Annotated in this window: 21 protein-coding genes and 1 tRNA gene; 8 read left to right on the top strand and 14 right to left on the bottom strand. The window is 34.5% G+C overall.

All coding sequences use genetic code 11. From position 1 onward, the window contains the following. The first annotated feature begins 404 nt into the window (after nt 1–404). Genes FOF46_RS12715 through FOF46_RS12705 form a run of 3 tightly spaced genes read left to right on the top strand, consistent with a single transcriptional unit; the run spans nt 405 to nt 4,612 of the window. Nucleotides 405–1,901 (top strand): T9SS type A sorting domain-containing protein, encoded by a 1,497-nt coding sequence (locus FOF46_RS12715; protein ID WP_143916693.1) that lies wholly within the window; start codon nt 405–407, stop codon nt 1,899–1,901. Between the two features lie 21 nt (nt 1,902–1,922). Then, nucleotides 1,923–4,058, top strand: coding sequence for a hypothetical protein (locus tag FOF46_RS12710; protein WP_143916692.1), 2,136 nt, complete (start codon nt 1,923–1,925; stop codon nt 4,056–4,058). Nucleotides 4,059–4,084: 26 nt separating this feature from the next. Next, nucleotides 4,085–4,612, top strand: a complete 528-nt coding sequence (locus FOF46_RS12705) for a hypothetical protein (RefSeq protein WP_143916691.1) — start codon at nt 4,085–4,087, stop codon at nt 4,610–4,612. A gap of 22 nt (nt 4,613–4,634) precedes the next feature. Here the strand turns inward: FOF46_RS12705 and FOF46_RS12700 are convergent, their stop codons facing one another. From FOF46_RS12700 to FOF46_RS12690, 3 genes are all read right to left on the bottom strand, one after another. After that, nucleotides 4,635–4,877, bottom strand: a complete 243-nt coding sequence (locus tag FOF46_RS12700; RefSeq protein ID WP_143916690.1) for a hypothetical protein — start codon at nt 4,875–4,877, stop codon at nt 4,635–4,637. Between the two features lie 27 nt (nt 4,878–4,904). Next, the gene (locus FOF46_RS12695) at nt 4,905–6,137 is read right to left on the bottom strand and encodes a phage integrase N-terminal SAM-like domain-containing protein (RefSeq protein ID WP_143916689.1); all 1,233 of its coding nucleotides are present in this window, start codon (nt 6,135–6,137) and stop codon (nt 4,905–4,907) included. Nucleotides 6,138–6,182: 45 nt separating this feature from the next. Continuing rightward, nucleotides 6,183–6,255: transfer RNA gene (locus FOF46_RS12690), tRNA-Met, on the bottom strand. Between the two features lie 393 nt (nt 6,256–6,648). Here FOF46_RS12690 and leuC point away from each other — a divergent pair. The 4 genes from leuC (at nt 6,649) to leuB (ending at nt 11,481) form a co-directional block, all read left to right on the top strand. Next, nucleotides 6,649–8,046, top strand: coding sequence for a 3-isopropylmalate dehydratase large subunit (gene leuC, locus FOF46_RS12685; protein WP_143916688.1), 1,398 nt, complete (start codon nt 6,649–6,651; stop codon nt 8,044–8,046). A 20-nt stretch (nt 8,047–8,066) separates the two neighbouring features. Next, nucleotides 8,067–8,663, top strand: a complete 597-nt coding sequence (gene leuD, locus FOF46_RS12680) for a 3-isopropylmalate dehydratase small subunit (protein ID WP_109434094.1) — start codon at nt 8,067–8,069, stop codon at nt 8,661–8,663. Between the two features lie 220 nt (nt 8,664–8,883). Next, nucleotides 8,884–10,407, top strand: coding sequence for an alpha-isopropylmalate synthase regulatory domain-containing protein (locus FOF46_RS12675; RefSeq protein ID WP_109434095.1), 1,524 nt, complete (start codon nt 8,884–8,886; stop codon nt 10,405–10,407). A 15-nt stretch (nt 10,408–10,422) separates the two neighbouring features. Further along, nucleotides 10,423–11,481 carry a 3-isopropylmalate dehydrogenase gene (gene leuB / locus FOF46_RS12670; RefSeq protein ID WP_143916687.1) on the top strand — a complete coding sequence of 353 codons (1,059 nt, stop codon included), beginning with the start codon at nt 10,423–10,425 and terminating at the stop codon, nt 11,479–11,481. Between the two features lie 156 nt (nt 11,482–11,637). Here the strand turns inward: leuB and FOF46_RS12665 are convergent, their stop codons facing one another. The 6 genes from FOF46_RS12665 to FOF46_RS12640 all read right to left on the bottom strand — a co-directional run bounded on the left by FOF46_RS12665 (nt 11,638) and on the right by FOF46_RS12640 (nt 20,406). After that, nucleotides 11,638–11,820 carry a CPXCG motif-containing cysteine-rich protein gene (locus tag FOF46_RS12665; protein WP_109434097.1) on the bottom strand — a complete coding sequence of 61 codons (183 nt, stop codon included), beginning with the start codon at nt 11,818–11,820 and terminating at the stop codon, nt 11,638–11,640. A gap of 77 nt (nt 11,821–11,897) precedes the next feature. Beyond that, complete coding sequence (locus tag FOF46_RS12660) at nt 11,898–13,232, bottom strand: TolC family protein (RefSeq protein ID WP_143916686.1); 1,335 nt, start codon at nt 13,230–13,232, stop codon at nt 11,898–11,900. 10 nt (nt 13,233–13,242) lie between these two features. Continuing rightward, entirely contained in the window at nt 13,243–16,470 is a 3,228-nt protein-coding gene (locus tag FOF46_RS12655; RefSeq protein WP_143916685.1) for an efflux RND transporter permease subunit, read from the bottom strand. Nucleotides 16,471–16,475: 5 nt separating this feature from the next. Further along, nucleotides 16,476–17,639, bottom strand: coding sequence for an efflux RND transporter periplasmic adaptor subunit (locus tag FOF46_RS12650; RefSeq protein WP_143916684.1), 1,164 nt, complete (start codon nt 17,637–17,639; stop codon nt 16,476–16,478). A 164-nt stretch (nt 17,640–17,803) separates the two neighbouring features. Continuing rightward, nucleotides 17,804–18,262, bottom strand: a complete 459-nt coding sequence (locus FOF46_RS12645) for a MarR family winged helix-turn-helix transcriptional regulator (RefSeq protein ID WP_109434100.1) — start codon at nt 18,260–18,262, stop codon at nt 17,804–17,806. Nucleotides 18,263–18,483: 221 nt separating this feature from the next. Then, nucleotides 18,484–20,406 (bottom strand): ABC-F family ATP-binding cassette domain-containing protein, encoded by a 1,923-nt coding sequence (locus tag FOF46_RS12640; protein WP_143916683.1) that lies wholly within the window; start codon nt 20,404–20,406, stop codon nt 18,484–18,486. 57 nt (nt 20,407–20,463) lie between these two features. Here FOF46_RS12640 and FOF46_RS12635 point away from each other — a divergent pair, with 57 nt between their 5' ends. Next, a complete protein-coding gene (locus tag FOF46_RS12635) occupies nt 20,464–20,850 on the top strand; it encodes a DUF983 domain-containing protein (RefSeq protein WP_109434102.1) in 387 nt (128 codons plus the stop codon). On the opposite strand, the gene FOF46_RS12630 is transcribed toward FOF46_RS12635, so the two are convergent. The 5 genes from FOF46_RS12630 to porK all read right to left on the bottom strand — a co-directional run bounded on the left by FOF46_RS12630 (nt 20,842) and on the right by porK (nt 26,545). Continuing rightward, entirely contained in the window at nt 20,842–21,888 is a 1,047-nt protein-coding gene (locus FOF46_RS12630; RefSeq protein ID WP_143916682.1) for an NAD(P)/FAD-dependent oxidoreductase, read from the bottom strand. The genes FOF46_RS12635 and FOF46_RS12630 overlap by 9 nt on opposite strands. Before the next feature lie 70 nt (nt 21,889–21,958). Beyond that, entirely contained in the window at nt 21,959–22,849 is an 891-nt protein-coding gene (gene porN, locus FOF46_RS12625; RefSeq protein WP_109434104.1) for a type IX secretion system ring subunit PorN/GldN, read from the bottom strand. Between the two features lie 18 nt (nt 22,850–22,867). Further along, nucleotides 22,868–24,415: a type IX secretion system motor protein PorM/GldM gene (gene porM, locus FOF46_RS12620; RefSeq protein ID WP_143916681.1), complete on the bottom strand. Its 1,548-nt coding sequence runs from the start codon at nt 24,413–24,415 to the stop codon at nt 22,868–22,870. Between the two features lie 50 nt (nt 24,416–24,465). Continuing rightward, complete coding sequence (gene porL, locus FOF46_RS12615) at nt 24,466–25,092, bottom strand: type IX secretion system motor protein PorL/GldL (protein ID WP_109434106.1); 627 nt, start codon at nt 25,090–25,092, stop codon at nt 24,466–24,468. A 79-nt stretch (nt 25,093–25,171) separates the two neighbouring features. Next, nucleotides 25,172–26,545 carry a T9SS ring complex lipoprotein PorK/GldK gene (gene porK / locus FOF46_RS12610; protein ID WP_109434107.1) on the bottom strand — a complete coding sequence of 458 codons (1,374 nt, stop codon included), beginning with the start codon at nt 26,543–26,545 and terminating at the stop codon, nt 25,172–25,174. Nucleotides 26,546–26,598: the final 53 nt, after the last annotated feature.

Raw genomic sequence — 26,598 nt, 5'->3', positions numbered from 1 at the left:
AATTTTTGAAATAGAAATATTAGAGTTATTAAACTAAATAACAATTATAAGAATGCACAATACTCTCTTTTTAATTAAAATAGAAGAAAAAGCCACAGATGGCGCTCCTAAAGAAATATTTCTTATAACTATGAATTAACATCACCATTATTACAGAATCCCGAAAAATGAAACTGGTACGTCCTAATATTGCAATGAATAATAACAAATAAAAAACCAACTTATGAAAGCTATACAGTACTAGAACTATATAAATGAAACTCAAAACGATAAGGGTATAGCGCTGTACTCAAGTTATTTTGGTTTTCTGACCGTAAAGGAGTTTCTCCTTTAACAGACCTTATAGTCATGTTAGGTTTGATGTTACCCCAACACATAAATAATAACTAATTAAATTATTACAAATGAACAAATCAATTGTATGGGGCTTGCTATGCCTTGCCCTAACTTTTATGCATACAGGATATGCACAACTCACAAAAGAGGAATGCGACCAGAGAGCAGAAGCCATATTGGCATTTAAAAATGATTTTAAAGATTACCCACCTGCACTTATCGATGAACTTATAGCATATATTGACCCATGTGCAAATCGGTTTAGTCCGGCTTCTCTTTATGTCAAAGGACTACTTCATTTAAAGAGAGAACAATACTCATCTGCCTTGAGCGCTATGAAATTATCTGCCTTCTATCAGCATGGTCCTGCACAACTTCAGCATGGTATCAATCATTTACTAGGAAATTACAAAAACCAAGAACGGGATTATGGGCTTGCTCTTAGATATTTGGCTGATGCAGCTAACAATAATCATAAACCAGATTTAGCCAACTATATCAGAGGATATATTAATATGAAAGGATTTAATAGTACCCTACAATTTCAAGAGAACAATGGCTATTCTCAGGCGAAAGACTATTTTGAACAAAGCACACATCCAATGGCAAAGCATTGGCTAGCTGTGATGTATTATTTTGGGTATGGAGTGCCAAAAGACGAGCAAAAAGCATTACTGATGTTATCAGAAAATGATATTTTCAATAGTCATTCTTTGTTAGAACACCTACCAACACAAAATAATGAATGGATACCCATTTCAGCAGAAGAGCTTTTAGCCTGTAAAAATGCTTTAGGATACTATAGTGCTACCCCGGGGAAAGTAAACAAAACATTTACAGGTAAATTTATCGAGTTCGATTGGTATGGTACTGGTGTAAAGCGATTATTGCCTGTCACCATCACTCTTGATACTGATATAGCATCAGGGGACAGACCATTTCGATATGATTTTACCATCAATGGCAATACAATTTCTGGTACAGGAACAGTAAAAAGACCTAATACTTTTCTTTTTGATAATTTATCGTTTTCATTACCTCGTTTTCATAAAGATCATCCTGACAAAAATAATGTAACCTATACAATCAATCAAATACAAGTAGCACAAAAAAGCGTAGATGGTATTTCATCTTTGGTTGGTCATGTAACCGGTGATAATAGTGCAGAAATTATCGAATTTGAAGAGCTCATGAAAGCCCCTATCCGTTTTATTTTACATGAACAAGGAACTACAGCAGCAATTGCAGCGCGATCTGCTTTAGTCACGAATAATCAACATAGCAAAACATCACCGTTAGTGATTGATAAAAACTTTGCGACCATAGCGCCTAACCCTATTGGAGATCAGTTTACCATTACATATACTTTAAACCAATCAGCAGAAGTAAATGCATCTGTGTATGATTTTTATGGTCAGCAAAGAATACAAGCTCCAAGTCAAAGGAATACATCAAATGGCACACAAACGATCACCATTGATAGTTCGGCACTACCAAGTGGTACATATGTCATACAGATGACCATTGATGGACAGCCTTTTTCTAAAACAGTAATTAAAGAATAACTAACCATACAAAATATACAAATGAAATTTATATATAAATTATTGATATTGGGTGCGGTGTATCTAATATCTAACGTTACAAATGCTCAAATACAACAATACTCAGACGATGGCACAACAAGCTGTATTGATTGTGAGGAGAAAAGTAACGGTAGTAAAAATTGTACTTGCGACTTTATAGAAGATTATGACGTAGCATTTACAATATATGCCAGATTAGAAGCACAACGTCAGGCAGCTTGGTTGAATGAGCGCCAGACAGCAATAAAAGAAGAATTGGATAAAAGATACAATACAACTTTTAACAATTTTGCTGATGCGCAACGCGCCCTCTTTACAGATATGGTCAAAGCATTTGATGAGTCCAAAAGCATTGTAGAAGCTGTAAAAAACGATGCTAGCTTTGATTTACAAAATGACAGCCGAGAGTTTCGAAAGTATTTTTATGAAAAAGGAGCTTTAAGACAAAGGCTTAATGAAATTGGTGATGGTGTTAACGCTGATCTTTCTGTCGTAGGAGATTTAAAAACTGATGGAAAACTGATTAAGAACATGAGCAGTATAGACCTTAATAATCGTCTGATGACTATAGGTGGGAACGAAACTAATACATTTAATCTAATTGAGAGGAATGGAAGAATTCTTGATGGTTTACCTAAAATTGGCAATACCTCAATATCAGATACAAAGATCATTAATGCATATATCGATAATTATAACAGCAAAAACGTAGAAAATAAAGTTCGTGCCATGCTAAAATATATGATTAGAAATAATCTTGGTTCTCCTTTTAATAACTCATGGTATGTTGATGATACCAACTTATTTCACCCTACCCGTTCTTATTTGGCAAGAGAATATAGTGATTTAGCATATCATCAAGGAGAATATACATATCCGACTGAGTCAATAAGCGATGAAGAAAGAATTAACCGATATGCCATATCTCAATTCGGAAATCAGGCATTAGACCTTATTCTCTCTACACCCCATTTAAAACTTAGGGTAGGTGACTATTTAAAATATCATCGTTATGAAGAATCTACCATGAATTTTGCTACAGATATCTTTAAACATTATGGAGATGGTCGTTTTCATAATTTTCCACACAACCAGTATGATTATAGTCTCGATGATGGGTCATTATATTCTATTGATTTGCAAGATGAGCAAAACAAAAATCGATTGTTTTTGATGCATAATCATAATGCGGGACGTACTCGTAAGTTTAATGGATTAGGTAATGTGTTATCTGGTTTAGCTGCTTTAGAAGGAGCTGATCGTGATGAAGCATTTATTGGGGACTTTGCTCTAGAGATTTTAAAGGATAATGGATATGATATGTCTACTATGTTTACTGGGCAACAAGCATTTGATCTCTTTAGTTTTAGAACAACAACGTATGGAAACCTTGGGCGATATGACCTTCGTATAGACATTGGTAAATTTAGGGGCGAATATTTATGGGATAATAACATACGATTTCCGTCATATATAGGAGATCTTATCGCCAGAGATGCCATATTAGCCTATGCAGCAAATGATCATCCAAGATTCGAACATTTGGTAAGAGTACGTTCTGTAGCAGAGGTATTAGGGCTGAATAATAAAGAAAAAGCAGCATTAATTGCTTTTCAAGATTTCACAGAAATTATTTATGATTATCTTGCATTAAATAATAACTCTGCAGAAGCAATAGATATCGCAAAAAAAGCGATTAAAATAAAAGCTTATGATGATGATGAAATTATTTTATTCGCGGATTGTGCTAGTTGGGAATATGCAAATCAATCAGATGGAACAAAAGCTTGCGGAATTACTGGAATAACAAATTTATTTTTAGCAATTCGTAATGGTGGATTGAGTCCTGCCCAAGTAATTCAGACAGCACCAATATACTTTACAATGCCTAGAACTATGACAAATGGAAGAGCTGCAACAATTTCAGCTGCAACATATGACGGTGCAACTAAACTCACTGAATTATGGGCTCTAGCAACTCCGGGACTTAGTGACGATCAAATTCTAATCAGGTGGAAAGAGAATTTATCAGCCGCTTTTAAGGCGGTAGGAGGGAGTATTTCTGGAAATAATACTCACAATGTATTTAGAACTGCTCCTTTTGTGCGTAGTTTTGTACCAACAAATTGTGATTAGCTAATTTTAGTTAAAAAATATATCTTATGAAACTTATATTATTTAATATTATGTCTTTATTTATGACTACTCATATCCCTTTAGAGTTTTTAGGAAAACATATTAACGAACTCCCTAATGTAAACACCATTTACGAAGGAGGAATATGTATTGTTAATAGGTCAGATGAGTATCTGGGAAAACCATATGAAAATCTTTATATTCTTACTAACAATGAAAGAATTGTGCAAAGTTTTTCTATATATATAGATGAGATTATAAATCAATCATTCTATGATAGAATGGTAAAAGAATATGGCAAACCTGATTTTATGTATAAAAAAATAGAGACGGGTTTTATTAAATCCGAGATTGTAAAAAATGGCTTATTTGAAACGGTACCGACTAAAGCTTTTAAGATGGTAGATTGTGAATTTAATGAATCACCACTTGTTTTTACTTGGTATAAGGAGCAATATGATATTCAGGTTATCATAGGAGATAGAAATGATACCTTTACAAAAACTCGTATAATATTTGGTGATGTACCTATAAAAAAAGAAATGAATAAATAGTATAAACAAGAAGGTCTCTAAATTAGAGACCTTCTTGTTTTTTTTCTAAGTTATTTAAACAAACATCAAGTTCATTATAAGATAAGTCAAAATCAATACCATCATCACCTAAAAGCCATTGATACATATATTTTTCTAGTAATAGACTTCTGTATTCAAAATTTTCCATTTTCAAGTTATCCGGTGGATTTTTAAGATTAGCGACTCTTTCTATTAAGTTTTCAACCTTATCTAATAGTCTTTGTATTTCTTTGTCTGTTTTCATAGAAGTGATTTAATATAAGTTAATATTTTATTTGAATAAATCTGACCAATCATCAATTTTATAGTAGCCTATTTCTCTTAAATAATTTCTGGTCATCTTGTTATCTTTATGAAGTGTGATGCTCCTAACAAAATCAAGAGCCTTTTCTTCAAAATTAGGTTCTTTCTTTTCTCTAAGCTCATTTATTTTTTCAACAAATAGTTTACCTATTGCAGAATGACGTAAAGAATATACTGTATAGTCATTAGAAAAATTAAACTTTTCTTTTACTTTCTTTCTGAAAAGGTCTCCAAAATAATCTCTTTTGGACTCTTCTTTACTATCCCAAATCTCAGGCTTTCCAAATTTTGTAAATACATCAAATTCTTTATTGAGGTTTTCAAAATCAAACAAAGAATAAAACTCATCATACAATACATTAGGAATCTGCTTGTAGTACTCCCCTGTTTTTGTATCCGATTCAACAAGACGATCTTTTATGTTTACATTTTTAACCTTTATTCGCATAACTTCAATAGGTCTAAATAAACCATGATATACATGAGAACAATAATAATATAACCATTTATCTTTCTTTTTTAGATGACTAAAAATTTCTGTCACCTCCTCCATTGTAAAGGCTTTGTTCTTCTTTGGAGTAGACTTTTCTTTATTTATACTCTTGATAAAATTTCTAAGGATAAGGTCATTATCTTCTAATACGGTAAACAATGCACTAAGTACAGTTTTTGAATTATTACGGTTACGTGCGCTTGATTGATTCAGAATACCGTTTAGAAATTCAACCACATGCTTTTTTTCTATATCTTTTATATCAGCAGAGGCAAGTCCTTTCTTTTCCAGAAATTCAATAAAATGAGATAACCTATTTCCATAATCGGTATATGACTTTGTTGCTATCACATTTTTTTTAATCGATAACGCAAATTGAAGAGCTTCTTTTGCAGTATAACTATTAGAATGCTCTCTATCTTCATAAGGAGAATACCCTTGCTTTAAAAGCTCTAAAATATCGTCTTTTAATTCTTGTAAAGCTACAATTCGCTCCCTTTTGGTTTTAAATTCTTTATTAATATTATAATAAATTGGAGGTTGCCTTTTCATTTCTCCAGTATGTGGATTCTTGAAATTATAATAGACATACCATCGTTTGGAAAGGTCAAAATCCTTACCTCCGTGATAGATTTTTGGATCAGTGTAGTTTTTCAATTTGTATTCGCTTCCGTATTCGGTGCGTAATTTACTTAAAATTGATGCCATAAAAAAATGCGCTCTAGGGCGCATTTTTACTGACTTTCGTCTTAGTAGCGGGAACAGGACTCGAACCTGTGACCTTCGGGTTATGAGCCCGACGAGCTGCCTACTGCTCTATCCCGCGATATATGATTAGCAACCTACTTGTCTTTTAAACTTCAGATCATAACTCTGACAAGTTCCTTATCATTCCTTACGGACGGCAAATATACAACCTTTTTTAGTTTCACAAAGCATAATTAATAAAAACTAATCATATTTATTTACATCATTTTCTTATGCATTGACTTTTAACCAGATAACGTAGCACTTAATATTTTAAATTATAAAAACAGGCTTATTTTTTGTCAAATCATTTATAATTTACGCTATTATTGAAATATATTCAAAACTGATCTAAACTTTACACTTTTATTAGCACGTATCTCTGGTATCTTGTAAATTTGTCTGCTTTTTAACATTTTAATAATAAGATGCGAAATGCATCATATCAATTATAGTAGTAAAGATCATAAAAATGAGTAAGACATTATTTGACAAAGTGTGGGATTCGCACGTAGTACGTAAAATAGAAAATGGACCAGATGTATTTTTTATTGATCGCCATTTCATTCATGAAGTAACCAGCCCGGTGGCTTTCTTAGGATTAAAAAATAGAAAAAATAAAGTATTATATCCAGAACGTACTTTTGCAACGGCAGATCATAATACTCCAACAATAAACCAGCACCTCCCTGTAGATGATCCATTATCTGCTAATCAGTTAAAAGCATTAGAAGAAAATGCTGCAGAATGGGGTATCTCTCATTGGGGATTGGGACATCAAAAAAATGGTATTGTGCATGTTGTCGGACCAGAGAACGGAATTACACTCCCGGGGGCTACAATAGTATGTGGAGATTCCCATACTTCTACTCACGGAGCTTTTGGTGCCATTGCATTTGGTATTGGTACATCAGAAGTAGAAATGGTACTATCCTCACAATGTATTATGCAGCCTAAGCCAAAAAAGATGCGTATTAATGTTAATGGAGAACTTGGCTTTGGAGTTACACCAAAAGATGTAGCATTATATATCATCTCGCAACTCACTACCTCTGGAGCTACAGGGTATTTTGTAGAATATGCAGGAGACGTATTTAGCAATATGACGATGGAAGGTCGTATGACAGTTTGTAACCTAAGTATAGAAATGGGTGCCCGAGGAGGAATGATCGCTCCAGACGAAAAAACATATGAATACATACAAGGAAGACCTCTTACACCAAAAGGTGATGCCTGGGATAAAGCCATGACCTACTGGAAAACATTGACAACAGATGAAGATGCTGTTTTTGATAAAGAACTTAGCTTTAATGGTGCCGATATCGAACCTATGATTACTTATGGAACTAATCCGGGAATGGGAATCGGGATTACCAATCACATCCCTACTGCAGAAACCATAGAAGGAGGTGTCGCTACCTACAAAAAATCTTTAGGATATATGGATTTTAATGAAGGAGACGCTATGATTGGTAAAAAAGTAGATTATGTATTCTTAGGAAGTTGCACCAATGGACGAATCGAAGATTTTAGAGCATTTGCTTCTATCGTAAAAGGAAAAAAGAAAGCAGATAATATTACCGCCTGGTTAGTTCCTGGATCACACGAAGTAGAAGGACTAATCAAAGAAGAAGGTATACTAGACGTTATTACAGAAGCTGGATTTACCTTAAGAGAACCCGGATGTTCTGCATGTTTAGCAATGAATGCAGATAAAATTCCTGCCGGGAAATTAGCAGTGAGTACTTCGAATAGAAATTTTGAAGGAAGACAAGGACCTGGGTCAAGAACCTTACTTGCAAGTCCTCTGGTTGCTGCAGCAACCGCTGTTACCGGAGTAGTAACTGATCCCAGAACGCTTTTAGTGTAATTATTTAAAAAAAAGAAAAAATGGCATACGATAAATTCGAAATACTAACCTCTACCGCAGTACCATTACCTATAGAAAATGTAGATACAGATCAGATTATTCCTGCACGTTTCCTTAAAGCAACAGAACGTAAAGGATTTGGTGATAACCTTTTTAGAGATTGGAGATATAATAATGATGATACTCCCAAAGAAGATTTTGTACTTAACGATACAACCTACAAAGGCAAAATCCTTGTTGGAGGCAAAAACTTTGGATCTGGGTCCTCTCGTGAACACGCTGCCTGGGCGGTATATGACTACGGATTCAGATGTGTAGTTTCTAGTTTTTTTGCAGACATTTTCAGAGGTAATTGTTTAAATATTGGAGTTTTACCCGTTCAGGTAAGTCCTGAGTTTTTAGAAAAAATATTTAAGGCTGTAGCAACCAATCCTGATACTGAAATTGAAATAAATTTACCAGAACAAACTATTACGATTAAAGCTTCTGGAGCGTCAGAATCCTTTGATATCAATACATACAAAAAGGAAAATATGCTTAACGGATATGATGATATTGATTATCTAACTAAAATGACATCAGAAATTCAGGAATTTGCAGCAGAGCGCCCTTTTTAAATATAATTTGAGCGTTCGAGCGTGCTATTCGCTATAATCTTTTATGACTTCCTTCGGACAACACTTCGACAAGCTCGGTGTGACAGCTTAGGATAACAAAAAAAGATAAAAGCTTGTTTTGAGCGAAGTCGAAAAGACTACTATCCCTAACGCAAAAAAATAATTCCAAAAAAAGACCTCACAGGTTTCGAAAATACCTGAGATCTAAGAAATAGAAGAAATGAGCAAACGAACCATAGAAATCATGGATACTACACTTCGGGATGGTGAACAAACTTCCGGAATATCCTTTTCTGCTTCAGAAAAACTAACCATTGCACGCCTTCTTATCGAAGAATTAGAGGTGGATCGAATAGAAGTAGCATCTGCAAGAGTATCAGAAGGAGAGTTTGAAGCGGTAAAAAATATTATTAATTGGGCTAAAGAAAATGAATACCTTAATCGAGTAGAAATATTAACATTTGTTGATGCAGGAAAGTCGATACAATGGATGAAAGATACTGGTGCCAAAGTTCAGAATCTACTCACCAAAGGGTCTTTAAATCATCTCAAATATCAACTTAAGAAAACTCCAGAGCAACATTTTAATGATGTAAAAGAAACTTTCGCGCTAGCGCAAAAAGAAGGGATTATCAATAATATCTACCTGGAAGATTGGAGTAACGGAATGCGTAATTCTCCAGAATATGTATATCAATTTCTTGATTTTCTTTGTACGCAGCCTGTAAAACGGGTTTTATTGCCGGATACTTTAGGTGTTCTAATTCCTTCTGAAACGTACACCTATTTAGCACAACTTAGAAGCAAATATCCCAATCTACACTTCGATTTTCATGCGCACAATGACTACGATCTTGGAGTCGCTAATGCTATCGAAGGTCTTAAAGCTGGTGTAAATGGATTACATTTAACCATGAACGGAATGGGAGAACGTGCAGGAAATGCCCCGTTAGCTAGTGTAATAGCTGTAATTAATGACCATCTCCCCGATGTGACCACTCGTGTAAAAGAAGTTGCTTTATATAAAGTAAGTAAACTTGTTGAAACATTTTCTGGATTTAAAATCCCTGCAAATAAGCCTATAGTAGGAGATAATGTATTTACTCAAACTGCAGGTATTCATGCCGATGGAGATAATAAACACAATCTCTATTTTAATGATCTTATGCCAGAACGTTTTGGTAGAAAACGCAAATATGCTTTAGGAAAAACTTCAGGAAAAGCAAACATAGAGAAAAACCTTCAGGAACTAGGGTTAAAACTAAGTCCAGAAGACATTAAAAAGGTTACCCAAAAGATTATTAAACTAGGAGATAAAAAAGAAGTGGTTACCCAGGATGATCTGCCATATATCATTTCTGATGTATTAGACAGTAAATTATATACAAATAAAGTAAAGATTAAATCTTACGTGTTAAATCATGCCAAAGGATTAAGCCCTTCTGCTACTGTAGCGATAAAAATAGAAGATGAGGTTATAGAAGAACATGCCCAGGGAGATGGTCAATACGATGCTTTTATAAATGCCCTTGGAAAAGTTTATAAACAAAAGAACAAAGTATTACCTAAGCTTATAGATTATGCAGTCAGGATTCCTCCGGGAAGTAATTCTGATGCACTTTGCGAAACTGTCATTACCTGGAAAACTGAAGTAAAAGAATTTGTTACCAGAGGACTAGATTCTGATCAAACAGTTTCTGCTATCAAAGCCACAGAAAAAATGCTGAATATCATAGAACAATAATTTTTAGAATAAAAAATGGAATTAAACGTAGCACTGTTACCGGGAGATGGTATCGGACCCGAAGTAATCGATCAAGCTGTAAAAGTTTGTGATGCGATTGCAAAAAAATATAATCATAATATAAAATGGACCACTGCTCTTACTGGTGCAGCCGCCATAGATGCTGTAGGAGAACCCTATCCCGATGAAACTCACGAAATCTGTGTGAATGCCGATGCTGTATTATTTGGAGCCATTGGTCACCCCAGATTTGACAATGACCCATCTGCAAAAGTACGTCCGGAGCAAGGGTTACTTAAGATGCGTCAAAAATTAGGGCTGTTCGCCAATGTACGTCCTACATTTACGTTCCCATCATTAATTGATAAATCACCATTAAAACAAGAACGAATAGAAGGAACAGATCTGATATTTCTTCGTGAACTAACCAGTGGTATCTATTTTGGGAAACGAGGTAGAGAAGATGATGGTAACACAGCTTATGACACTTGTACTTATACAAGAGCAGAAGTACAACGTCTAGCCAAAAAAGGGTTTGAAATGGCAATGACACGTAGTAAAAAATTATGTTGCGTTGATAAAGCTAATGTTCTGGAGTCCTCCAGGCTTTGGAGAGAAACCGTACAGGCTATGGAGAAAGATTATCCAGAAGTCGAAGTAAGTTATGAATTTGTTGATGCAGTAGCCATGCGTTTGGTACAATGGCCTAATTCATATGATGTATTGATTACCGAAAACTTATTTGGTGATATCTTAACAGATGAAGCTTCTGTTATCTCTGGTTCAATGGGACTTATGCCTTCTGCATCTCTGGGAGAAAAAACAGCTTTATTCGAACCTATACACGGATCGTATCCTCAAGCAGCCGGAAAAAACATTGCCAACCCTTTAGCAACTGTGCTTTCTGCAGCAATGATGTTTGAAACAGCGTTTGGGTTAAATGATGAAGCTAAAGCAATTAGAGCGGTAGTTGACAAATCTCTTAATGAAGGAATCGTAACCGAAGATCTTTCTGGAGACAACAAAGCTTATAAAACTACAGAAGTAGGAGATTGGCTGGTAGAGAATATTTAAATTCAGTTATTGATCAAACAACAAACCCAAAGAAAGTTTTCTTTGGGTTTGTTGTTTGATATAACATCTCAGCATTTGATCGGGAATCTAACATATACAATGATGTTTATACATAGATTCCAGCCTACACTAGAATGACAAAAAACACTTATATTACTATTGCTCAATATTTAACACTTCAAAAGCTATTAATTCCTGATCTTCGAACCTGGGATGAAGTTCTATGGGATTACAACACACCTCACAATCTTCAACATATACTTGATATGGTATTGAAGGATCTAATAACATTGATATTTCTTCCCAACAATATGGACATTGAAAAAAATGTTCGAACATGATTCCCTTTTTTTATCGCGTTCCTATTGACAAAACACTTCGACAAGCTCGGTGTGACAATCTAGTCGAAGAGAAACTTAAAATTCTTCGTTAAGCAATTGTCCTGTTAATTGTAATAATTGTAACTCAGCAATCTTAGCATCATATTTCGCAGAATTCTTATTGGTTTCTGCAAGAATTAAATTGATCTGCGCTTGCCTGAATTCTATTGAAGTTACCTGCCCCAACTTAAAACGCTCTTTAGTACGTTCAAAGTTATTTTGATTGGTCAATACATTTTGTTGCTGTATTTTATATACATTCAATCGGTTTTCATAATTCCCAAGAGCATTGGCAATATCTCGCTTAACCTCCTTCTGCACTTGACTTCTTATGATTTCCTGGTTATCTAATGCTATTTTTGCATTTTTTACTCTGGTAATCGTACTACCTCCATCAAAAAGATTCCAGGTAAGACTCACTCCGGCAGCTAGCGTATAGGTATCAGCAACATTACCAGGAAAGAATGCCGACGGTGGATTTCTATTTTCATTCCATCCATACGAACCGGTTAACCCTATTGTTGGCAAATATCCTGACTTACTTACCTTAATATCATAATCAGATATCTTGATATTACTTTCATTTTGTAATAGGGTCACATTATTTTCTGTAGATTTCTCCAAATACTCATCTAATTTGAGTTTAGGGATAAACTGTATAATGGTATCTACTTCAAAATTACGCTCTAATTCATTGTCCAGAATTACATTCAAATCTCTTTTGGTATTGACCAATTGTTGTCTAGTATTCAATAAATTAATACTATCATTAGCTACATCTACCTCTGCATTAAGCACATTGAGTTTTGTATTCTGACCATACTCAAATTGATAATTGGATCGTGAAACACGCTCACGAGAAATTCGAAGCGTTTCTTCTAAAATTCCTTCGTTTTCAGATAATCGGGCGACCTCATAATACACTGTAAATAACTGTAGAATCGTATTCTCGATTGTTTCTCTTGCCTGTAATTCTGTGAGATTATACTCTTCTTTTAACCGTTTATAATTGTAAAATCTACCCAAACCATCAAATAAGGTATAATCCAGATCGATTCCTGCATTATATCGTTGGGTTTCTGCATCTTCAATCTCAATATCAGCACGAGGTTCTCCTGTATTGGGATTTAATGCTCCGCCAAAAGACGTTGTACTATTTGCTGATTGATAGTTTGCCCCAGCACTGGTAGACAATCTGGGTAAATATCCCAAGTTAAGAATCCCTTTATTATTTTTGGCCACTTCTATCGAATTGGTGGCTATTAATATTCCAAAATTGTTTTCTAAGGTAAGTCGTATCGCTTCTTGCTTGGTTAATTGCTGAGCTATCACATTACCAGAAATCAAAAATAGCAGACAAAATAATCTCATAATATGGGTATTATACTTGCAATTCATGATGTTCTTCATCCTCTTCTTTTTGTTCTTTAATGGCTCTTTCTACTTCTTCTTTGGTGATCTTATTTCCTGTAGCTAACCATTTTGAGCTTACTTTTACACTATTGCTAAATGATAAAAACAACGGCAATACCAACAATGTCAACACAGTGGCAAAACCAATACCATATGCAATAGAAATGGCCATAGGAATCAGGAATTTTGCCTGGCGACTTTCTTCAAAAATCAATGGCGCTAATCCGGCTATAGTAGTCAATGATGTTAGGAAAATAGCTCTAAAACGTGATCTACCAGCCTCATAAATAGCTTCATCAAAAGATAATCCCTCCCGAAGGTTACTATTAAACTTACCGATAAGTACCAAGCCATCATTAACCATAATACCTATAAGTGCAATAATTCCTAGCAGAGACAATAGATTTATTGAAAAACCATGCGCCCAATGTCCTAGAGCTACTGCAGGTAAGCTTAGTGGGATTAGCAGTAATAACAATAACGGCTGACTATAACTCCTAAAAGTAAATGCTATTGTAATATAAATCAAAGCCAAGACGGTTAATCCTACAGGACCAAGTGATCCTAAGAATTTACCTGCTTCACGATTCTGTCCTTCATAAGAAGGGGTTACCGTAGGGTACTTAGACAGAATTTCTGGCATTGTGACCGTTCGAATTTCTGCTAGTATATCAGTAGAGCTTGTCGTTTCAGGGTTTTTAATATCTGCAGAAATTTGTATTTCTCTACGACCATCCAAATGATTAACAGCAACATCTCCTCGTTCAATACTATAATTAGCGATCTCTGATAATGGTATTTTTTCTCCTGAGATTGCACTAATACGCATATCTTCTAAATCCGAAATAGAGGAACGATTATCTCGATCATAACGTACCCAAACCCGTATCTCATCTTGACCACGTTGAAATCGTTGTGCTTGCACTCCAAAAAAACCAGCTCGTACTTGGCGCATCACATCGTTTAAATTCAACCCTAGTAGGTATGCATTCTCTTTTAATTCTATTCGAATCTCTTTAATTCCTGCGGGATCATTATCGGTTACATCCTTTAATAAAGAATTAGCAACTAAGACTTCTTTCAGCTCTTTTTTCGCAGCTTTTAGCTCTGCAATATTGTTTCCTAATAAAGATACAGAAACTGGTCTTCCTCCAAAATTACCACCACTACCATACACCAAGCTTTCTACTCCTGTAACCTCTCCCATTTTTTGCCTGATCAGGTTAGTTACCATAGATGATGATATCTCAGAAGGACGTTCTTCTCCTGGTAATAAATTAATCACTAATGCAGCGGCAGAAGATCCAGGACCTCTGTTACTAATAATATTTTTAAATAGTTCTTTCCCTTCATATATAGGGTCATTTAAATGCTTTTTGGTTAATTCCTCATTGACTTCTACAGCTTTGACTTCAATTAAAGAAATTATACTATCTGTGGTTTTTTGGTTAGTCCCATTAGGCATATTAAGTGTTACTCTTACCTGATCACTGGCCACTTGAGGAAAAATAGATGTTCGAACAATCCCTCCTCCTATACTACCAATTGCTAATACCAGAAAAACCACAAATACCGAAAACATAAAAAACTTGTTTTGGAGTGTAAAACGTAATAAAGGGCTATACAAATGATCACGTAACCATCCCATAATACTATCTCCAAACGTATTGATATACCGCAGCTTTGCAAATAATTGACCAATGCTTGTTTTTGGCTTAGCGTCTTGTTTCTTAAGGGCTTTGGAGTGTGCTAAATGAGCTGGAAGAATAATCAATGCTTCTACTAAAGAAACTGTGAGTGTAAGAATTACCACCACAGAAACCTCTCCGAAAAACTCTCCTATTCGACCATCCAAAAACAGAAAAATACTAAAGGCCAATATGGTTGTAATAATTGCAGAGATAATTGGAGGAATTACTTCCATTGTACCATCTATTGCGGCTTGAACAGGGCTTTTTCCTTTTTCGTAATGTTGGTATATATTCTCAGCAATAACAATTCCATCATCTACCAAAATTCCAATAACAATAATCATCCCGAATAAAGAAAGTACATTGATTGTGACATCAAATTGTCCTGCGAAAATGAACATTCCCATAAAAGCTACAGGAAGTCCAAATGCTACCCAAAATGCCAATCTTGTATTTAGAAACAAGGATAAAAAAGTGAGCACCAATAGCATTCCTATGATCGCGTTTTCTGTAAGAAGTTTTGTACGTTGAACTAAGGTAATAGACCGATCACTAATAACATTTAATTGAACGTTATTATACTTCTGATTGAAATCTTCTATATATGCTTTTACCTTTTCCGCTGAAGAAATCAAATCTTCGGTATTCGTACTTGTAATCTGCACATCTACCGCCAAATCTCCATTAAAATATGTGGCATTTGGTGTTTCTGAAAAACGATCACGTATTACTGCTACGTCTTTTAATCGTATTGCCCGACCTGTAGCGTCAGCACGAACAATCAAATTAGAAAGTTCGTTACCATAATACGAGCGGTTATTTGCTCTTATGAGGTATTCCTCGGCATCTGTTTTGATGGTTCCTCCTGTTGTTAAAATATTAGCTCGACTTACTGCTTGCGCAACTTCGGTGAAGCTAAGATTATATGCCAGTAAGTTTTTTTCGTTTATAGCTATTTCAATTTCTTCTGCCGGATATCCTGAAATATTAATCTGAGAAATCCCATCTATCCCTCGAAGATCATTTTCAATTTGTCTTGCAATTTGTTTTAAAGTTGAAAGAGGTATCTCTTTACCACTTACTGAAAAGTTAATAGTAGGACGAATTGCTTCTTGCTTTGCTACTACTAAAGGCTCCATACCTACTGGAAAAGAAGGGACCCGATCTACCGCGTTCTTTACCTCCAACAACATAAAGTCGATATCTTTTCCTTTTTCAATTTCGACATTAATAGTCCCACTATTTTCCCTAGAGATTGAAGTCACACGATCTACACCTTCTAATCCTTTTAAATTATCTTCTATTTTAAGTACAATTCCTTCTTCTACCTCTTGAGGAGATGCTCCAGGATAAGTAATATTAATAGATATGTTTTTAGAATCACTTAAAGGAAAAAATGAAGATTTTAAAGAAAGTGCTCCTGCAATACCAAAGGCAAAAAACGCAATCACGACAACGTTTACAGCTACGTGATACTTAATAAAATAAGCAATAATTTTACGCATAACTGTTATTTTTTAGCTGCGCTTGCAGCGGCTGTATCACTAAGCACATTATTGTTTTTCTTTTCCTGATAGATCTTGATCAGCATTCCGGCATATGCTCCCGGAACGCTTTTGGATAGTATGATGGTTTCTTCGGGAATTCCTTTGAGCACCACTTTTTTATCAGAGAAATACACAGGATTTACATCTATAATATCAAGAATACTATCTCTAACAACAAATAGCTTATCACCTTCCTGAAGTAATCCTCGATCAATCTCTATAGCATTTTCTTCTTTTTTTGCATCAAGATTAGCCTCTAGATACATCCCCTCTCTAAGCGATGGATCAGCAACCTCTATAAATGTAGTGATGGTTTGAGTAGCTTGATTAACGCTTCCATTAATTCTGGCTACTTTTCCTGTAAATGTTTTTGTTTTATTAAGATTAGAAAGTTCTACAGATTCTCCAACTTGAAGTAAATCTCCATATTCTTTCCCGATAGCGACCTGCATTTCGTATGTACTCGTATCGATATACTCTCCTAATTTTTGTCCTTGTCTGATTAAAGTTCCCTCAGTAACCAAAGCCTCTGTTAGTACTCCTTCAAACGGGGCAGAAATAGTATATTTGGCTAGGCGTTGTTCTTGATTTTTTACATTATAATAGGTGGTAAATATATTTCTACCTGTTATAAAGTATTTTTCTTTATCTGAAGTGATTTCTGGTAGTTTTGGTGTCGCTTTACTCATATCAAAAGTATTAAGATACTCTTGCCATTTATCATAAATCTCTGGGTAATCTAATCGTAAATCAGGCATTATTGAAGTAACCAGATTATACAAATTACTTTTCGCCGATTGTACACTTGCATAATACTCTGATGCATCAATTCTTATTAATGCTTGTCCACGTTTGTATTGCTGACCTGTTTTAAAAAGCTGACTTCCTCCTCTAAAAATCCCCTGAACCTCGGAGTATAACTCCAACCTTCTTTTTGCTGTTAAATTACCATTGGCAGCAATTTGAATGGGGATAGTGGTATTTTTTACAGTGTCTACAAAAACAGTCTTAATTACTTTTGCAGGTTTAGGTTTGGGTCTTCTTTTATTATCAACAATCTTTTTGGCGGCAAATACTGCAACCACAATTAATAATAATCCAAGAATAGAAAGTATAATTTTTCTCATAGCATAATTGTATCTGCACTTAGTGCAAAATCGCATACAAAACTATCAACCATAGCAGTGCGATGCAGTTAAAAAACTCATAAAAGTTAAATCCCTGCGGTTTACCACAAAAAAAGCACCCATTAATACGGGTGCTTTTTATAATAAAATATGATACTTACTCTCTATTCTTCAGCGATTTGCGCAATCTTAGATTTTACCTTTTTCAATACCGCAATCAAGGTTTCGATCTCTTCATCATCCAAGCTTTCCTGAACCGCCGGAATAAGATCATACATAATAGGCTGTACTTTTTCTATAACTTCTTTTCCGTAATCGGTTAAAAAAATACGATTAACCCTTCTGTCATTTTCATCACTTTTTCTAACAACAAGTTTTTTACTTTCCATGGTATTCACTAATCGAGTCATGGATGTTTTATCACGATGTGTAATAAATGCAAGGTCATTTTGGGGCTGTCCATCATCTACATTTAGGCGTTTTAAAACACTCCATTGTTCTTTGGATAAGTCCAATCCATTTTCTCCAAATGCTTTTTGAACTAAAAACCCAAAATCATAGTGAATCTTGCCTACCCAGGATAATGCATGAGCATTTAAATCTATGGCTTTTGTATCATTCATAAATACCGTTCTTTAAATTATCAAACGCAAAAATATCTATAAAATTCTAGTTGTACCTGCTACTCACTATAAAAATATCACAAAAGTAACATACCGTATTCTGTACTACTTTAGGAAGATACGCCTATATTATGCGGTATTCTTAAAAAAACCATATTGAGAATATTAAAAATGTAAATTATACATTTAATTTTATGGATTCTTTAAAATTTAAGAAAAAATCAAACTGCATTTATAGCATCAATTTCTTCTTGTAATACTTCCCAATCTTCCATCAAAGAAGATAATTTATCTTTTTTTGCCTGATAACTATCAAAAAAACCAGGCTGCGCTATAGTCTGGTCATAATTAATTGCTAATTCGACATCAATCTCCTTGATTTCTCTTTCTAATTTATTGATTTTAGATTCTACATTACTCAACTTATTATTAAGTGATTTGAGCTTTTTCTGATCCTGATAGGATTGTTTGGCAGTTTCTTTTGTATCAGAAACAGATGTTACTTGCTTATCTTTCTTTTCTATTTCTCGCAGATCATTTAGTCTTCGTTCTTCCAAATAGAAGTTTATATCCCCAAGGTATTCTTTAATTTTTTTGTTTTTAAACTCATATACGGTATTGCTTAATCCTTGTAAAAAATCTCTATCATGTGATACCAGGATCAGGGTCCCTTCAAAATTTTTCAGGGCTTCTTTTAATACATTTTTGGATTTAATATCCAGATGATTCGTGGGCTCATCCATTACCAATACATTAAAAGGTTGCAATAACATTTTACATAACGCCAATCGGTTTCGTTCACCTCCAGAAAGTACCTTTACTTTTTTATCTACTTCATCTCCTCTAAATAGGAATGAGCCTAACATATCACGTACTTTACTACGTGTTTTCTCATCTGCAGCATTTATCATGGTATCATGAACAGTTAATTCTCCATCCAAATATTCTGATTGATTCTGAGCAAAATATCCTATTTGTACGTTGTGCCCTAATTTAAACTCCCCGTCATATGTTATTTCATCAATTATAATTTTGGCTAAGGTAGATTTACCTTGTCCGTTCTGACCAACAAAAGCTATTTTTGATCCTCGCTCCACGAGTAAATCAATATCTTTAAGAATTTCTTTATCTCCATAACTTTTACCTACACCATCTGCTTCTATCACTACTTTTCCTGGTTGTATATGTATAGGAAAACTAATATTCATTACTGCATTATCATCTTCATCCACCTCTATTCTATCGATCTTATCTAATTTCTTAATCAGCGATTGTGCCATCGAAGCTTTAGAAGCTTTAGCTCGAAATTTTTCAATCAACTTTTCTGTTTGTTCGATTTGTTTTGATTGATTTTTTTGAGTAGCTAATTGTTGTTCTCTAATTTCTTTACGGAGTATTAGATATTTAGAGTATGGTTTATTATAATCATAGATTCGTCCCAAAGAAATTTCTATCGTTCTATTGGTAACATTATCAAGAAACATTTTATCGTGCGAAACAATAACCACTACCCCTCCATAATTTTTTAAAAAATTCTCCAACCAAATTATAGATTCGATATCCAGGTGATTTGTTGGCTCATCTAACAATAAGATATCATTGTTTTGTAATAAAAGCTTTGCTAATTCAATACGCATCCTCCACCCTCCAGAAAAGGTATCGGTTAGTTTGTCAAAATCTTCTCTTGCAAATCCAAGCCCTTGTAACACTCTCTCTGTCTCTCCTTGATAATTATATCCTCCCAGAACCTCATAGTGCTGTGTATGATCACTTAAATCAGTAATTAATTGATTGTATGCTTCACTTTCATAATCGGTACGTTCTGCCAATTGCGTATTTATATTATCAATATCTCTTTCAATCTTTTTAATCTCAGTAAAAGCCTCATATGCTTCTTCTAAAACTGTACGTCCCAGCACAAAATCTATATCTTGTTTTAGAAATCCTATTTTTATATCCTTATCCATTGCTATCTGACCAGAATCCGGCTCTTGTTCTTTGGATAGGATCTTAAGCATGGTAGATTTACCCGCACCATTTTTACCAATCAACCCTACTCGATCTCCTGCATTTAACCTGAAGCTTATTTCTTCAAAAAGGTACTCTCCCCCAAACGAAATCGATAAGTTATGTATGTTTAACATCAGCTTTTGAATATTTTGTGCAAAGATGATTAATTTTGTGTTAGAATAAAAACGCTTATGAACTTCTTACGCGGAACTAAAATTTATAGCATCTTTACTGGTAGGTGTCCTGTATGCCAGGAAGAAAGTATGTATAAGGAATCTAACCCTTATAAACTAAGTCAAACGCTCAAAATGCAAGATCGATGTAGTCATTGTAATACCAAATATAAAATAGAGCCTTCTTTCTTCTATGGAGCTATGTATGTAAGTTATCCAGTAGGTATAGCTTTTGCTGTTGCAGCCTTTGTTATCAGTAATCTCTTTTTAAAATTAAATTTAGTTGCTACTTTTTTTGTAATTGCGGGAACCATGATTGTCTTTTTACCTATTATCCTACGGTTATCAAGAAATATTTGGATCAATTTTTTTATGCATTACAAAAAAAAAGAACCCTTATCTTAACGCTTCAAAACGTTTAATATCAATCTCCTGATCTAAAGGAATTCTTTTTTCAATAGACGCATACAGTTCTTTAGCTACAGTTGGACCAATAAGTATACCTCGACTCCCTAATCCGTTTAAAATATGCATATTTTGGTATTTTGGGTGAGTGCCAATTAGTGGTTTTCTATCTCTAACAGTTGGCCTTATCCCTGCAACCTGATCAATAACTTCATATTCGACACACATAAAACGTTCTAATTTTTTTTGCAACTCTTCTCTTGCAACACTAGTTATTTCTGGTGATTTGTCCTTATTATTATACGTCGCTCCTACTTTATATACATCTTCACCTAATGGAATAATGAATATCGAAGATTTTACTGCATCTTGTAATTTTAACGCTTTGGATTTGATAACAATGTATTCTCCTTTGTTACCATATAGAGGTAAATAGTTAAAAAATGGATTGTTCTTTACACCAAAACCTTCTGCAAATACAATATTTTTTGCTTTAATGCCATCATATTCAACATGATCTTCTTTTAGAATTACTTTATCATGTTCGAAAGAAGAGTTCTCAAAATTATTATTTGTTTTAAGATACTGTATATATGAAGATAACATGACCTCTATATTAATTCTTCCGGTATGTTTTACTTTTCCGAATTGATAAGGGATCTCTAAAGCTGAATTCGTATTTCGGATTAATTCTGAAGAAAGAAATTCATTTAAAAAAGGCTTATCACTTGCTTCAAACCAGGCATTTTGTTCTTCTACAGCATTAAATCGTCGCAATACCGGAAGTTGTGAGACAAAAGACTGTTGCAATTTGGTTTCTATATGTTTATAAAAAGGCACCGCCTCTTCCATATGCTTATCCCCTTGCCAAGCAAGCGTAAAACGTTTTAGGATAACTGGATTGTAAAGCCCCCCCGCAACACGGGACGATTTCTGAGAATAGTTTTCATAAACTTTGTACGATTTACCAGCAAGATCCAATTGTTCTACAAAGGACAAACCTGATAATCCAAATCCAACTACAATATAATCTAACATAGCTCAAAAATAATAAACGCCCAACTTATAGTTGGGCGTTTTTCTTATAATTTAATAAATACCGAAACTATTAATAGCTCCACATATCCATTTCAAAATTTCGAATACTCTCTTTAATTCTTTCACTTTCCAGAAGTTGCATTAAGGCATTATCTACAATATAATCATCAATAGATCTATCTCCTTGTTCGTTATCTTCCTTATAAATTACAGAATTAAATCGTCTAGCATTTAAAATATGATCTAGCGTAAATGGCATGGAAGTATTCCTCCTATTAAATGCTAATGCATTATGTAGAATTTCTCTTGCATCTGGATACCAAATCCAAAATAATGCTACCATATCAGGCTCATCATCATCGATAAAGTTAACATCTGGAGCAACAGGCGCCAATCCTAGCAATCTGTATCTTAATTCTCCTAAACGTTTATCAAAATACCAATATCCTCTTATCTTATATTCTGCTATATCTGCAGAACTGATATCTCTTCTATTGATATATTGAGGATCAACCTCTTCACCAGCATTGTATTGCTCATATCCTAAATCAGTAGTATCTATTTTAGACATTGTAGATTCTAAATCTGAAAATGTACGAGTCTCAGTAAAGTATGAATCTGAATAAATATTCTTGATCTTTCCGTTCTTAATATTAGATACTAATACATCATATAGAGATCTACGATTCACACCAATGTTATTGGTATCTATAGGATAATACAAAGGAAAATTAATTCTTTCATCAAGATCAATAGTTTCCCATGTAGTCTTTGCCCAAAGTATATCACGCTTATCTACATAACCATACTCTAAAGGATGGTCATTATCATATGCGATCATTTCTTCAGTTTTCATTCCAATTTCTGCAGGCTCATTAGCATTTAATACATTGATCTGACCGTACGACATCATGGAAACCAATAGAACGGAAACGATTAATAAAAAATTTCTCAAATTCATAACTGCGTAAGTTTATTTTTAATTTGTTAACTCAACAATAACCGGAGATATCTTTTTCAATTTATATCCAGCATTCGTAGTTAATTGCGCTTTTATATCTATAATCTGCACAGAAGAACCTCTTTTAGCCTTACGTAAAGCAGATTTAGCTTTAGAATCCAATCTACCACTACGTACACTAACCGTAGGCTGACCTTCTACTTTAAATTTAAATCCAGTAACTTTTAATTTGATATCAAAATCAAAATCTGGTAAAATAGCTCCGATAGAAGAAATTTCTAATGCATTTCTAGCCATTTTGATAGAACCATCTTCTCCACGAACTGTTCCTACAGGTCTTGGAATATCTTTAATTCTAAATTTCTTACTATCACTTACAGTAGTACCATTTGCAAGTTTACCACTTACTTTAATACTTACTTCACGAGATTTTACTGTAGTAACATTCATCATATACTTACCAGCTCCACCAGCTTTTCTAAGTCCAGGTGCAGAAGCATTTACATTTGGTACTCCAGGAATAGAAATCGTCATTGGGTTATTTACCCCACGATATACTACATTCATTTTATCAGCAGAAATTACAGCTGAATTAGGTCTAGGAATCACCGTATAAGAACTCTTAATAGGAATTTTTACTATAGAATCACCTTCTTTAAACTCAAGCTCTCCAGCTACATCTCTTTCTCCAACATTACCTGCAGGGAAATCTAACATAATTTGTCCGTTCTGAACTTCTGTTTGCTCCTTACCATTAACCATTACTTTGGTTGGCTTAAGTGTAGCATCAAAACGTCCAAGAACAATTCTACCTTTAAATTTCTCTCCGCTAAAGAAAGCTGTTTTATCAGCTACTACGATAGCTTCGTAGTTACTAAAAGAAAGTTCAGAAGCTTGTTGTCCTGCTAATAAAGCAGAAAGCACTTTACTTTCAGTAGTTTTTACATCAGCTTGCATTTGTGTCAACTTAGTCAAAGAAGCTACTAAAGGAAATCCTTCAAAATTGTAATTTAACCAATTCTTGGTTACTCCACTTCTATCTTTAACATCATCTGTACTAAATGTTGTTTTAACATCATCTGCAACTTGACCGTCAACTTCTTTAACCGTACTTAATGCTGTAACCACACCATCTCTGTAGGTTTTAATTTTTTCTAAAAATTCTGTAGCCGCCGCAGTAGTTTTTCCTCCTTCAAAGAATTTACTATTTAATGCATCTGGTTTATCCATAGTTTCATAATCGGTTGGATCATCAGCCGTCTCGATTATTTCAGATTTAATCTGCTCTACATATGCATTAAACTCATTAGATAAAACACTAATTTGATCTGCTTTCTCTTTTAAAGGTGTATACTTTTCTGGTTGTTCAGACACTTTATCTGCCAAACCAGCCATAAATGCTGTATTACGTTCTGTTGCTATTGTATTTGACGCTGTCAATTTCTCATTCATGAGACCGAAAGCTGACAATACTTCTTTTGACATATTTAATGCCATCATCGCGATGAAAACCAAATACATCAGGTTAATCATCTTCTGCCTTGGGGATAGTTTTCCTCCTGCCATATTCTTCTTAGATTTTGGTAGTTATTTTATAAAATATTTCTTAAAAAATGTTAACTTCTATTCATTGCAGTTAACATACCACCATATACTCCATTAAGAGAAGCAAGGTTACCAGATAGACTTTTCATCTGCTCTTGAAGCTGACTAGCAAATTCTGCAGTTTGCGCATTTGCTTCTGCTTGTTTTGAAGCAGCATCTAACTGTACCCTGTATAAACCATTTAGTGATTCCATTGAAGCAGCAGCTTTTGCCATTTCTTCACTATATTTCTGTTGTCCAGCTATAGAATCTGCTGTTGGCTTAATACCTTTTGCAGCTCCTTCAAAATTGCGAATACTATCACCAAGACTACCTATAAGATTAGAATCAACTCTAGCTTCTTTAAGCATCTCGTCTAATTTTTTAGATAATAATCCTTCTGGAGTTTCTTTCTCTTTTTTGTCTTTTTTGTTTCCTCCAGATAATTCTGGGTATACAAGCGACCAATCTAGTTCATCATCTACAGGTTCGAATGCAGAAACAGTAAATACAAGCGCTTCTGTAACCAAACCTACGATTAACATCTCGTTACCAAATGGCCAGTGCATAATTTTAAATAGTGCACCTAATATTACAACGGCTGCTCCGAGACCGTATACCATGTTCATTAACTTCTTGCTTGCTTTTGAATTTGCCATAATAAAAATTGTTTTGTTTTTTTTAAATCTAAAGTTTTAAAAAAGGGTTAGTAATTAAGTTGATAGAAAATTTTGGGACTTATTTTTGATTCTGAGTATTATCTTCTCCAGTAACGTCAGTACCCATATAGTCCTGAACAGTTCTAAATCCGATATAACTTCTCGCAGAATCCGCATATTCGTAATCTCTGGTACTTACCTGTAGGAAATAAGCAACATCTTTCCAAGATCCACCACGCACAACTTTACGTTTGTTTTCATCATCATTGACATTTGGGTTCATTGATGCAACGTATTCATAAGCTGAAGGATCATAGGACGACTGTACCCACTCAGAAACATTACCTGCCATATTATATAAATTATAATCGTTTGGCTCAAATGTTTTGGCTTCTACAGTATATAGAAAGTTATCTGCGGCGTAATTTCCTCTAAGAGGCTTAAAGTTAGCTAAGAAACACCCTCTATCATTTAACGCATACGGGCCTCCCCATGGATACGTTGCTGATTCGAGACCACCTCTAGCTGCATATTCCCATTCTGCCTCTGTAGGCAGTCTGAAATAGTTAACGAATTCTTTACCTTTCTTTTTCTGGAAGGTATTCTTTTCGATAGTTCTCCAACGACAGAAGGCTTTAGCTTGTTCCCAAGAAACTCCTACTACCGGGTAATCATCATATGCACTATGCCAAAAATAATCATTGTGCATAGGCTCATTATATGAATAATTAAAATCTTTTATCCATACCGTAGTATCAGGATATATTTTAATTACTTCTTCTTTTACAAAATCTTTTCTTCCTCCTTTTCGAGCTCGGGCAGCAGCCTGAATATCCATCCAAGTAAATCTAAATTCAAATTTACTCACATCAAGAGTACGTCTACCATTATATGATTCTTCTAATGGTATATAAAGAGTATCCATTACTTCAGCATAAAACTCATCTGGATAATCCTCGATATCCCATTCGATATCTACATCCTTATTTAGTCTTCTACCTTCGTAACCGGTTTCTCCAGTACCACTATAATTATCATACATGTATTTTTCGTAAACAGACATGTTTTCGGTATCTGCATCTAAGAATGCATACTCTCCAATACCATCATCACCAGGAGTTTTCCCTAGTTCATCTGCCATAATAGCGAGTTTCATTCTAACTACAGAGTCACGAACCCAGTTTACAAATTGTCGATACTCGCTGTTCGTGACTTCAGTTTCATCCATATAGAAAGAACGAACCGTTACCATCCTCGTTGGCGCATTGGCCAGTGCAGCTTTATCATCATCCGACTTACCCATAATGAATGATCCTCCGGGGATGAGGGCCATGCCATAAGGCTTCTGCGGGTGCCATTTTTTTCCTTGTGCTCCTACCAGTTCTCCACGGTTCCCACCGCCACAACTATAGAGCATTGCTAAAATAGCAAAGAGTGATACAAATTTCTTCATAACGTGTTTTAGGTTAAGATCTTCTAGATTTAAGGACGTAAACCTATTTATTT

It is taken from the genome of Aquimarina algiphila (genome assembly GCF_007489275.1).
Lineage (GTDB): Bacteria > Bacteroidota > Bacteroidia > Flavobacteriales > Flavobacteriaceae > Aquimarina > Aquimarina algiphila.
This window is presented reverse-complemented; position numbering and strand designations above follow the sequence as displayed.